This window comes from Paraburkholderia sp. (assembly GCF_035501035.1).
Lineage (GTDB): Bacteria > Pseudomonadota > Gammaproteobacteria > Burkholderiales > Burkholderiaceae > Paraburkholderia.
The window spans coordinates 1-11,331 of the sequence record NZ_DATJWR010000107.1; the positions used below are offsets into that span (position 1 = coordinate 1).

8 protein-coding genes are annotated in these 11,331 nt (G+C 63.6%); 5 read left to right on the forward strand and 3 right to left on the reverse strand.

The annotated features are described in order from the left end of the window. Positions 1–219: 219 nt before the first annotated feature. A complete protein-coding gene (locus VMJ11_RS07750) occupies positions 220–1,233 on the reverse strand; it encodes a LysR family transcriptional regulator (protein ID WP_325618579.1) in 1,014 nt (337 codons plus the stop codon). A 242-nt stretch (positions 1,234–1,475) separates the two neighbouring features. Between VMJ11_RS07750 and VMJ11_RS07755 the strand changes: the two genes are divergently transcribed. From VMJ11_RS07755 to VMJ11_RS07765, 3 genes are all read left to right on the forward strand, one after another. Continuing rightward, a complete protein-coding gene (locus VMJ11_RS07755; RefSeq protein ID WP_325618581.1) occupies positions 1,476–3,698 on the forward strand; it encodes an FUSC family protein in 2,223 nt (740 codons plus the stop codon). Positions 3,699–3,827: 129 nt separating this feature from the next. Further along, the gene (locus tag VMJ11_RS07760; RefSeq protein ID WP_325618583.1) at positions 3,828–4,049 is read left to right on the forward strand and encodes a hypothetical protein; all 222 of its coding nucleotides are present in this window, start codon (positions 3,828–3,830) and stop codon (positions 4,047–4,049) included. Positions 4,050–4,240: 191 nt separating this feature from the next. Continuing rightward, positions 4,241–5,773 (forward strand): acetyl-CoA hydrolase/transferase family protein, encoded by a 1,533-nt coding sequence (locus tag VMJ11_RS07765; RefSeq protein ID WP_325618585.1) that lies wholly within the window; start codon positions 4,241–4,243, stop codon positions 5,771–5,773. Between the two features lie 98 nt (positions 5,774–5,871). Here the strand turns inward: VMJ11_RS07765 and VMJ11_RS07770 are convergent, their stop codons facing one another. Beyond that, a complete protein-coding gene (locus VMJ11_RS07770; protein WP_325618594.1) occupies positions 5,872–6,123 on the reverse strand; it encodes a GlsB/YeaQ/YmgE family stress response membrane protein in 252 nt (83 codons plus the stop codon). A 185-nt stretch (positions 6,124–6,308) separates the two neighbouring features. After that, positions 6,309–7,016, reverse strand: coding sequence for an MgtC/SapB family protein (locus VMJ11_RS07775; RefSeq protein WP_325618587.1), 708 nt, complete (start codon positions 7,014–7,016; stop codon positions 6,309–6,311). Positions 7,017–7,241: 225 nt separating this feature from the next. Here VMJ11_RS07775 and VMJ11_RS07780 point away from each other — a divergent pair, with 225 nt between their 5' ends. Together VMJ11_RS07780 and VMJ11_RS07785 are read left to right on the forward strand one after the other, a co-directional pair. Beyond that, positions 7,242–8,285 carry a LysR family transcriptional regulator gene (locus tag VMJ11_RS07780; protein ID WP_325618590.1) on the forward strand — a complete coding sequence of 348 codons (1,044 nt, stop codon included), beginning with the start codon at positions 7,242–7,244 and terminating at the stop codon, positions 8,283–8,285. Between the two features lie 232 nt (positions 8,286–8,517). Beyond that, a partial coding sequence (locus VMJ11_RS07785) for an efflux RND transporter permease subunit (protein WP_325618592.1) occupies positions 8,518–11,331 on the forward strand: 2,814 nt, incomplete at its 3' end.

The window sequence follows — 11,331 nt, forward strand, 5'->3', positions numbered from 1 at the left end:
GATGATAGTGCGGATTGCCCGTGTGAAAGTAGGTAATCGTCAGGCTCCTCATGCTGTGATGTCCAGAACCCCGGTTTCTCCGTAAGAGAGCCGGGGTTCTGGCGTTTGGGCGCTGTCCCTACATCGTACGCAGTACGAAACGAAGCAGGACGAAGCGCAGGAAACAGAAAAGCCGTCCAGTGGACGGCTTTTTGCGTTAACAGCTTCGGCAATCGCAACTCAATGCGCAGCCTTCTGCGCTGCTGCACCGATCGAAGCGTCCTCCGCGATCGCGACTTTCTCCGCCTCATCCGAGAGTTGCTCTTGCGTGAGTTCCTCAAGCAGCGCCTGGTCGCGCGCGATCACCTCTGGAAGATGCGCCCGCATGAATTCAACCCATGTCTTCGTCTTCGCGTCGACGAATTTGCGCGACGGATAAAGTGCATACACGTTCGTCTTCTGGAGCTTGTGCTGAGGCAACACGCGCACGAGCGATCCGTTACGCAGTCCTTCAATTGCCGCGTAGACCGGGAGCACGCCAATCCCCATTCCCTCGCGAATTGCCACCGCGAGTGATTCCGCGATATTCACCTGCACCGGCCCGTCCACATGCATCTCCACGCTGCCTTCGGGCCCTTCTAACGTCCACTCATGCGCCGGAAATGCCGGTGTCTTGAGAATCAGACAGTCGTGATGCGAGAGATCGGCGGGCGTACGAGGCGCACCGTGCGTATGCACATATGCTGGCGACGCGCACAGAATGCTATACGTCGAACCGAGCTGATGCGAAACGAGATCGGAATTCGGCAGTGAAGACGCCGTGACCACCGAAACGTCGCTGCTGCCCTCGAAGAGATCCGGCATGCGTTGCGAGAGCGTCAGCTCGACGGTGACCTCGGGATGCAGCGCACGATAGCGCGAGATCGCCGGCAGCACGTACTGCTGGCCAATGCTCGCGAAGCTGTGCATGCGCAGCGCGCCAGCAGGGCGCTCGTGCGCGCAGCTCGCCTCTTCTTCCGCGCTATCGACGTCCGCGAGAATCTGCGAGCAGCGTTTGAGATACCGCTCGCCGGCGGGCGTGAGCGCAAGCCGGCGCGTCGAGCGGTTGAGCAGGCGGGTGCGCAAATGCGCTTCGAGTTCCGACACCGCGCGCGACATCGCGCCCGTAGTCGAATCCAGCGACTGGGCCGCGGCCGTGAAGCTGCCCGCTTCCACGACGCGAACGAACACCCGCATATTTTGTAACGTATCCATCAGACCTTCTTGTTCGGCACGGAAACGATATTGTCCGCCTCTCGGGCCTCGTCATTGTTGAGTGATCTGGAACGGACGTTCCCCGTCCGTCCCGTTAATGCGCGCCAGTGACGCTCCTACAATCGGCTCCTGTCGACCAGAGTTGACACTTTAGCGTTCTCTGGTCCCACGCAACATAGTTGCTCTGTCCCTGCCAAAGCAGACGACATTCTTCGTAACAGCCCGAGCGTAGTCCGTTTTCCATGAACCGCCAGCCTGCGATACATCGAGCGTTCGACTCGCGTCGGCGCGCGGAAATCATCTGGCGCGCCGCGAGGCGTGCACTGCGCGACTGGCAGGCCACCGATGGCGCGATCTGGCTCCATCTGCTGAAAACGGTCACGGCCGGATTGCTTGCCATGGGCATCGCGATGCTGCTGGACCTGCCGCAGCCGCGCATTGCGATGACGACGGTGTTCGTGCTGATGCAGCCGCTCTCCGGCATGGTGTTCGCGAAGAGCTTCTACCGCATCGTTGGCACCTCGGTTGGCATGATCGCGGCGGTGGTGTTGGGTGCCGTGTTCGTGCAGCAACCCGAGCTCTACATACTCGGGATGACGGGGTGGGTGGCCGCGTGTACGGCCGCTGCCATGAGGAATCGGCATTTTCGCTGGTACGGTTTCGTGCTGGCCGGCTACACGGCAGCGCTGATCGGCATTCCGCTCGTGATGCAACCCAACGGTCTCTTTCTCGCCGCGCTCGGGCGGGGAGCCGAAGTGGCCGTGGGGATCCTCTGCTCGGGCATGGTCAGCGCCGTGATCGTGCCCCGGCAGTCGGGTTCGGTGCTCGATCGCACCTTGCGTACACGGTATCAAAATTTTACTGCGTTCGCCTCGGCGGTGTTGGCCGGCAAGCTCGAAAGGGGCGCATTCGAAGGGAAGTTTGCGGGTCTCGTCGACGATGTCGTCGGCTTCGAGACCACGCGCGCTTTCTCGCTTTTCGAAGATCCAATGATGCGCTCGCGCAGCGGCCTGCTCGCGCGCCTGAATTCTGAGTTCATGGACGTATGTGCGCGGCTGCATGCGCTGCGTCAGCTGCTCAAGAGGCTGCATTGGAGCGACGCGGCGATTGCACCGCTCGCACCGTTTTTCGGCGAGCTTGCCGTGCTGCTCGCGCAGCGGCCTCGCCAGAACGAAAGCGATCGAGCCTATGCCTTGCGGCTCGCAAACGACCTGGAAGCCTTCCAGCGCACCCTGCCGCGCCACGTGCGCGAAACGCGCAGGCCGCTCGAAAGCACGCTACCCGAAGCGCTGCCGGACTTCGATACGTCTGCTGAACTCATCTACCGCTTCACGACCGAAATCGTGCGCTATAGCCGCACATGGGCGTCGCTGACGCAAGCCCGGCTCGCACAGGAGCCGCGCGTCGCGCGCTACGTGCCACGCACGAGCTGGTACGTCGTGGCGTTCACTTTCGTGCGCACGGCCGTGGTGGTGTCGGCGATCGGCTGGTTCTGGGTCGAAACCGACTGGCCGAGCGGCGGCCTCGCGATGATCGCCGCCGCGCTCACCTGTGCGCTCACCTCGTCGGCGCCGCGCGCTTCGCGCATGGCCGTGCAGATGGCCGTTGGCGCGGCCCTGGCCGCTGTGACCGGCTATCTCTTCACCTGCTACGTGTACCCCAATATCGACGGCTTCCCGCTGCTCTGCGCGTCGCTTGTCCCGGTGCTCGCAATGGGCGCCTTTCTCGCCACACGGCCACGCGTAGCCGGCTACGGGGTCGGATTCTCCGTGTTCTTCTGCCTGCTGGCCGGCCCCGACAACGTTATCGTCTATACACCCGACCTGCTGATCAACAACGGCATCGCGGTCGTTGCTGCGATGCTGGTCGCCTCGCTTGGTTTCGCGGTGGTGTTTCCGCCGCACATGAACTGGCTCGTCGAGCGCATGTGCGTGTCCTTGCGTGGTCAGGTCGTGCTTGCCTGCCTCGGCGAGCTGGAGGGGCTCGGACAGCGCTTCCAGTCCGGAACGCACGACCTGATGCACCAGCTGAGGATGTTGCTGAACGGACGTCGCCAGGCGCACCGCCGCGCGCTGCGGTGGATGCTGGTGACGCTCGAAGTGGGTCATGCCGTCGTCGATCTGCGCAACGAGGCGCAGGCGGCGGCCTGGCTCGGTGCGCTCGATGCGCGCTGGCCGCCGGCCCTCGAGCACGTGCAAGAGGACATTGCGGGCCTCTTCGAGCGCCCAGACGGGGTGTTGCTGGAACGCGCGCTGATATCGGTTCGCGCGGCGACCTGGATCGCGCAGGAGGCGCTCGCAACCGTGCATCACGAGCGCGAGCGGCGCCACGACGTGCAACGGCTCCTGAGTCATCTGCACTTTATCCGCAGTGCACTGCTCGATCGCGACGCGCCGCTCGGACCGCTTGCCTGGCGCATGCGCCGCAGGCCCGGCACGGCTTTGAGATCGTTGAAGACACAATGAAAACGCAGCGCTGCGCGATCTTGCTGCAGTCTGGAAATATGCGTTCCAACCCGCCTTCTTAATCAAATTTACTCTGGGTCATATAGTCATATCACTGCTTCGCAGTACCCGTTAGCACTGGAGAGTAAAATGAAGTCCCTGAAAATCGCTGTTGTTGCCTGTTCGCTGTTTGCCGCCGCCGCTGCTCATGCACAGAACGACGCACCGGCAGCGAGTGCCCCTCAGCAGGTCGCGCAGTCCGCTGCTCCGCAGGCAGCGCAAGCAACCGCTCATCGCGAAACCGTGAAGCCAGCAAAGAAAGATGAATGCGTCGGGCCGGCCAGCTTCTGCACGCTCTACTTCGGTAGCTGAGATCGAGAGCACGCCCGCCATGTGCAGGTGCACGCTGAAATCTTGTGCCGCGACACCTTCACATAGGGCGTCGCGGCTTTGTGCATTGTGGCCGTCAAAAAGACACTGCAAGAGTGTTCTGTGAAAACCGCAGTTCACATTCGCTGATGCAAAACCTGAAACTGGGCACCAGGTTCAATGTGGAGACTTTGATGTACGAAGACCGTATTCGCTGTGCCGCCTTGCGCGGGAAAATCACTTCGGCTGCCGAGGCAGCTCAACTCGTGCGCAACGGCATGCGTGTCGGCGCGAGCGGCTTTACGCGCGCGGGCGACACGAAGGCCGTGCCGATCGAACTGGCGCGACGCGCGCGCGAAGAGAAGGAGCCGCTGCGCATCACGCTGATGACGGGCGCCTCGCTCGGTCACGATGTCGACCGCATGCTGACCGAAGCGGGCGTGCTCGAACGCCGCCTGCCGTTTCAGGTCGACTCGACATTGCGCAGGGCGATCAACCGCGGCGAAGTGATGTTCGTCGACCAGCACCTCTCCGAAACGGTGGAGATGTTGCGCGCGAACCTGCTCGGCAAGCTCGATCTCGCGATCATCGAGGCAGCGGCCATCACCGAAACGGGCGCGATCGTGCCCACGACTTCGGTGGGCAATTCGGCGAGCTTCGCGATTCTCGCGGAGAAGGTGATCGTCGAGATCAACCTTGCGCAGCCGCTCGCGCTCGAAGGTCTGCACGACGTGTGGATTCCGGGCCGTCGCCCGCATCGCGACCCGCTGCCGATCGTGCGGCCGCAGGATCGCGTGGGCACGACCGCCATCGAGATTCCGCCCGAGAAGATCGCCGCCATCGTCATCACGAACGAAGCGGACAGCCCATCGACCGTGCTGCCCGCCGATGAAGAAACCGCGCGCATTGCCGGCCACCTCATCGAATTCCTGCAGCACGAATTGAGGCACGGGCGCATGAGCGCGCAACTGCCGCCGCTGCAGGCTGGCATCGGCACGATCGCGAACGCGGTGCTCTCGGGCTTCGTGAATTCGCCGTTCGAGGCACTCACGATGTACTCCGAAGTATTGCAGGACTCGACCTTCGACCTGATCGACTCCGGCAAGATGGTGTTCGCCTCGGGCGCTTCGATGACGCTCTCCGCGCCGCGCCAGGCCCAGGTGCTCGCCGACCTCGACCGCTATCGCGACAAGCTCGTGCTGCGTCCGCAGGAAGTGAGCAATCATCCGGAAGTGATTCGCCGCCTTGGCCTCATCGCGCTGAACACCGCGCTCGAATGCGACATCTACGGCAACGTGAATTCCACGCACGTGGGCGGCACGCACATGATGAACGGCATTGGCGGCTCGGGCGACTTCGCGCGCAATGCATCGTGCGCGATCTTCGCAACGAAGGCCATTGCCAAGGACGGCCGCATCTCGAGCATCGTGCCGATGGTGCCGCACGTCGATCACAACGAGCACGACGTGGACGTGATCGTGACCGAGCAGGGCCTGGCCGACCTGCGCGGTCTCGCGCCGCGCGAACGCGCGACGCTGGTCATCGAGCGCTGCGCGCATCCGCTCTATCGCGATCTGCTGCGCGACTACTATCGCGACGCGATGAAGATCGGCGGCCAGACGCCGCACAATCTCGCGCGCGCGTACGAGATGCATCTGCGTTTCAACGAAACGGGTTCCATGCTGCCCGATGCGACGGGCGAGGGCAAACTCGTCGCCAACGCGTAATCGCTGCGTTAATCAGTAAAACGCTAATCGGAAGCACTCAAAGTAAAACGGGAGCACCAGTCACGGTGCTCCCGTTTTTCATTGACAGCGTGAATTCGCTAAGCTCTTTTGAACAGCCGGATGATGAAGAGCAGAATGACCGCGCCAATGATTGCGGTGATGATCGAACTGATCATGCCGCCACCGATATGAATGCCGAGCAAACCGGCAAGCCAGCCGCCGATGAACGCGCCGACAATGCCGACGATGATATCGACGATCAATCCGAAGCCGCCGCCCTTGACGAGCACGCCAGCGAGCCAGCCTGCGATTGCGCCGATGATGAGCCAGGCAATGATGCCGTGTTCCATATGGATAGCCTCCCTTGTTTGCGTGAACGAATCACGGTGAATGCAGCTTAGTCCAAGGGCGAAAAGGCGTCCACGAAACGCGGCCAGAATTGACAGTTCCTCAAAACTGGCGCGAATCATTTTAAAAAGCGCAACGAATCGGAAATGGATTCGTAAGGAATGCGTGTGCACGCAATGCCGAAGCGTCACTCAGGGGCTTCCTCGGTTTCCGCAGCGGTCCAGCTCACGCTGGAGACGCCTTTCTCCATGCTGAGGCGGCTCGCCATCAGTTCGAGCTTCGACTGGTATTTCGGATGGAGCCGCATCGTCGCCGTCACGCGCAGGCGCTGCGGATCGCCGGGCATGTCTTCGCTCGTGAGGCTTTGAAATGAAAGCGGCGTCGAGTACATCGAATTGGAGAGCACCGTGCGGATGTGCACCTCGTCCTCTTCGCGGCACACCACGGTGAGTATGTAGGCGCGTACGAGATCGGCGTTCGAAACGGGGGTGGCGTTGATGATGCGGCTCACCTCGCGCAGCACCGTGTTCGTCAGCAGTACGACGATGGTGCCGGCCAGTGCGGGGCCGTAGTGGCCCGCGCCGCACAGCACGCCCACGGCTGCCGAGCACCACAGCGTCGCAGCCGTGTTGATGCCCTGAATCGAGCCCTTCTCGCGCATGATGACGCCGCCGCCCAGAAAACCCACGCCCGAGACCACATAGGCCGCAATTTGCGTCACGCCGCTCGTGCCGTTGCCGGTCAGCACGCCGAGCGTGACGAACAGGCAAGCGCCGCTCGCAACGAGCGTGATCGTGCGCAGACCCGCCGTGCGCTGGCGCATCTGGCGTTCGATTCCGATGGCGACGCCGCAGGCGAACGCCGCGAGAAGGCGCAGGGCGAATTCGAGAGTCATCGTTTTGTCATGAAGGCGCCGGCCGGCCGTGTGGGCGGGCCCGACGCCGGGTCGGTTGCAAGCGCGCGGCGCACCGGGGCGCCGTGGATCATACGCGGGACGGCGCGGCTCGCCAAGCTGTCCGCGCTGCCATGTTGGAGTCAGCATGAGGCCACGGCCCGTGGGCGACACTAGATTTATTCGTATGGAGATGGGAAAGGCAGGGCCAATGAACAGGAGTGTCTGATGGATACGCTGCGCAACATGCGGGTCTTCGTGCGGGTGGTCGAGTCCGGCAGTTTCACGCGCGCTGCGGCGAGCGAAACGATGACGACGGCGCAGGTTTCGCGCGCGGTCACCGACCTGGAGTCACGGCTGCGCACGCGGCTGCTGAACCGGACCACGCGGCGCATGTCGCTGACGGAGGCGGGTGAGCGTTACTTCCAGAGCTGCAAGCGCATTCTGGCCGACATCGAGCAGGCGGAGGCCGAAGCCGCCGCCGCACACGCGAATCCGGCTGGCAAGCTGCGCGTGTACGGCGGCACGAGCTTCGGGCAGCACTATGTGATGCCGCTGATCGCGCGCTATCAGCAGCATTTGCCGGAGGTCTCGGTCGACCTCACCATCGCGCAGCAGATGCCCGACATCATCGAGGAGGGCTTCGACGTGGCGGTCGTAGTGGCCGCCGAACTCGAGGACTCCGCGCTGATCTCGCAGCATCTTGGCAGCACGGTCGCCATTCTCTGTGCGTCGCCCGAGTATTTGCGCGCGCGGGGCGTGCCGCAATCGTTCGACGACCTCGCGGCGCATACCTGCCTGCACCTGACCGACGCGAGCCTGCCTGCTGGTCAATGGGTTTCCGAAGGGCCGCTCGGCGAGACCTTCCGGCACACGGGGGTGACGCCGTTCCAGGTGAACAACCCCGAAGCGCTCGCGCTCGCCATACGCGAAGGCATGGGCATCGGCCCGCTGCCGGTGCCGGTGGCGCTGCCCGGCCTCGCGGACGGCACACTGGTGCGCGTGCTGCCCACGCACCGGCTGCAGAAGCTCAATATCTACGCGCTGTACGCTTCGCGCCGCTATCTGGACGCGAAGATCCGCACCTTTGTGGAGTTCCTGCGCGAAAAGGTGCCGCTCGTGCTCGAAGAGCAGGAAGCCGCGCTCACCGCGTGCGACGCGCCGCTGCGCCGCCATGCCGATGCTCACGTCAGCGCGCACGGTCCTCTTGCGCGTGACGGACGCAACGGGCGCGACCTGCGCGAGCAGGAGCATCTGCGGCTCGTGAATTGAAGCAGTTACAGAGGTGCTCGCGACGCGCTGATCCGCAATTGCGCGAACCGCGGGCGCGCTCCCGCGACGCAGCAGCAGCGATTGCGCTGCGCTTTCGCGCGCCTCGCGCGTTGCCTGTCAATTTCGCCATATTGGCGCCAGCGGCCTGCCACGGCCATTGCCTATGATGCGGCACCCGCTGGATGAATGCATCCCCGTCTCAACCCTCGCCTGAGTTGTCCGAAGCACTCACATGTGGATTGTCAATCTCGCGCTGAAGCGGCCCTACACGTTCATCGTGATGGCCATCATGATCCTGCTGGCCACGCCGTTCGTGCTCATGTCGATGGCAACCGACGTGCTGCCGAACATCAACATTCCAGTCATCAGCATCATCTGGTCGTACACGGGCTTTTCGGCGAAGGACATGGCCGATCGCATCACCTCGGTCAACGAGCGCAGCCTCACGACCACGGTCAGCAATATCGAGCACATCGAGTCGCAGTCGCTTCCCGGCATCGCCATCATCAAGCTGTTCCTGCAGCCGGGTGCGAGCCTGCAAACGGCGATCGCGCAGGCCGTTGCATCGGAGCAGGCGCAGCTCAAGCAGATGCCCCCCGGCGCGACGCCGCCGCTCGTCATCAGCTATTCGGCTTCGAGCATTCCGGTGGTCCAGCTCGGCCTCTCCAGCAAGTCGATGAGCGAGCAGGCGCTCGCCGACATCGCGATGAACTTCCTGCGCCCGCAGCTCATCACGATTCCCGGCGCGCAGGTGCCTTACCCCTATGGCGGCAAGACGCGCGTGATCTCGGTGGATCTCGACACGCGCGCGCTCATTTCGAAGGGGCTCACGCCCGCCGACATCGTGAGTGCCGTGAACGCGCAGAACCTCATCCTGCCCACGGGCACGGCCAAGCTCGGGCAGACCGAATATCGCGTGGACACGAACGCTTCGCCCGATACGATCGCGGGCCTGAACCGCATTCCCGTGCAGACGGTGAACGGCGCGACCACCTATCTCGGCGACGTGGCGCACGTGCGCGACGGCTTCTCGCCGCAAACCAACGTCGTTCGCCAGGACGGCCAGCGCGGCGTGCTGATGTCGATCCTCAAGAGCGGCGACGCTTCGACGCTGCAGGTGGTGGGCGCGCTGAAGAAACTGCTGCCGCAGGTGCGCGAGACACTGCCCGCCGATCTCGTCATCAAGCCGCTCTTCGACCAGTCGGTGTTCGTTTCGGCCGCCGTGCAGGGCGTGGTACGCGAAGCGCTCATCGCGGCCGCGCTCACCGCAGCGATGATCCTGCTCTTTCTCGGCAACTGGCGCAGCACGCTCATCATCGCAGTGTCGATTCCGTTGTCGATTCTCTCGTCGATCATCGTGCTCTACGCGCTCGGCCAGACCATCAACATCATGACGCTCGGCGGTCTCGCGCTCGCGGTGGGCATTCTCGTGGACGACGCCACGGTGACGATCGAGAACATCGAGCGCCACCTGCATCTGGGCGCCGGCCTGCACGACGGCATACTCGAAGGCGCGGGCGAGATCGCGGTGCCCGCGCTCGTTTCGACGCTGTGCATCTGCATCGTGTTCGTGCCGATGTTCTTCCTCACCGGCGTCGCGCGTTTTCTGTTCGTGCCGCTCGCGCAAGCCGTGGTGTTCGCGATGATCGCGTCGTACATCCTCTCGCGCACGCTCGTGCCGACGCTCGCCATGCTGCTCTTCGAGGGCCACGACCCTGCCGCGCATGCGCAGCGCGCCAACGGCTCGCTCTTCGCGCGCGTGCACTGGCGCTTCAATCACGCGTTCGAGCGCGTGCGCGCCAATTACATCGCACTGCTGAGCCTGCTGCTCGCGCGCCGCAGATTCTTCGGCGGTTCGTTCCTTGCTTTTTGCCTGCTCTCGATCGGCCTCGTGTTTTTCCTTGGCCGCGACTTCTTTCCTTCGGTCGATGCGGGCAATATCCGCTTGCACATGCGCGCGCCGACGGGCTTTCGCATCGAGGAAACCGCGCGCCTCGCCGACCAGGTCGAGGAAGTGATCCGCGAGGTCGTGCCGCCCGACCAGCTCGAAACGATCGTCGACAACCTCGGGCTGCCCTATAGCGGCATCAATCTCTCGTACAGCAATTCGGGGACGATGGGCACGCTCGACGGCGAGATCCAGATCGCGCTGAAGCCCGATCACGATCCCTCGCACATCTATGTCGACAAGCTGCGTGCGTTGCTGCCGCAGCGCTTCCCCGGCGTGGAGTTCTTCTTCCAGCCCGCGGACATCATCACGCAGATCCTGAACTTCGGGCAACCCGCGGCCATCGACGTGCAGGTGGTGGGCGCGAACCTCGGCCAGAACATGGCGATCGCGAGCACGTTGCTCAAGCAGGTGCGGCAACTGCCCGGCGCCGTCGATGCGCACATCGAACAGCGCAACGACGAACCGGCCCTGATGCTCGCAATGGACCGCACGCGCATGCAACAGTTGAACCTGAGCCCGCAGAACGTTGCGCAGGACGTGCTGATCGCGCTCTCGGGCAGCACGCAGACCTCGCCCGCGTTCTGGCTGAGCCCGCAGAACGGCGTGGAGTACCCGCTCGCCGTGCAGACGCCGCAGTATCGCGAAACCTCGATGAACGAGCTGATGGATACGCCCGTGACTGCGCACGCGACGACCGCCAACGGCCCGCTGCAACTGGTGAGCAACCTCGTGCAGCTGAAGCCGCACGAAGGGCCGGCCATCGTCACGCACTACAACATCCGTCCCGTGATCGATCTGCTCGTGAGCGTGGAAGGCAGCGATCTCGGCTCGGTCGGCGCGAATATCAACGACATCATCAGGCAAGTGCAGGCGCACGCGCTGCGCGGCACGATCATCACGATGCGCGGACAGATCGGCACGATGCGCTCATCCTACGTGGGCCTGGGCGTGGGGATTGCGATGGCGATCGTGCTCGTCTATCTGCTCATCGTCGTGAACTTCCAGTCGTGGGCCGATCCGCTCATCATCATCAGCGCGCTGCCGGCCGCGCTCGCGGGCATCGCGTGGATGCTGTTCATCACCGGCACGCACCTG

Bases quoted from the DNA above. Each gene is read 5' to 3' on its own strand.
- VMJ11_RS07750 (WP_325618579.1), bottom strand. From the start codon at position 1,233: ATGGATACGTTACAAAATATGCGGGTGTTCGTTCGCGTCGTGGAAGCG.
- VMJ11_RS07755 (WP_325618581.1), top strand. From the start codon at position 1,476: ATGAACCGCCAGCCTGCGATACATCGAGCGTTCGACTCGCGTCGGCGC.
- VMJ11_RS07760 (WP_325618583.1), top strand. From the start codon at position 3,828: ATGAAGTCCCTGAAAATCGCTGTTGTTGCCTGTTCGCTGTTTGCCGCC.
- VMJ11_RS07765 (WP_325618585.1), top strand. From the start codon at position 4,241: ATGTACGAAGACCGTATTCGCTGTGCCGCCTTGCGCGGGAAAATCACT.
- VMJ11_RS07770 (WP_325618594.1), bottom strand. From the start codon at position 6,123: ATGGAACACGGCATCATTGCCTGGCTCATCATCGGCGCAATCGCAGGC.
- VMJ11_RS07775 (WP_325618587.1), bottom strand. From the start codon at position 7,016: ATGACTCTCGAATTCGCCCTGCGCCTTCTCGCGGCGTTCGCCTGCGGC.
- VMJ11_RS07780 (WP_325618590.1), top strand. From the start codon at position 7,242: ATGGATACGCTGCGCAACATGCGGGTCTTCGTGCGGGTGGTCGAGTCC.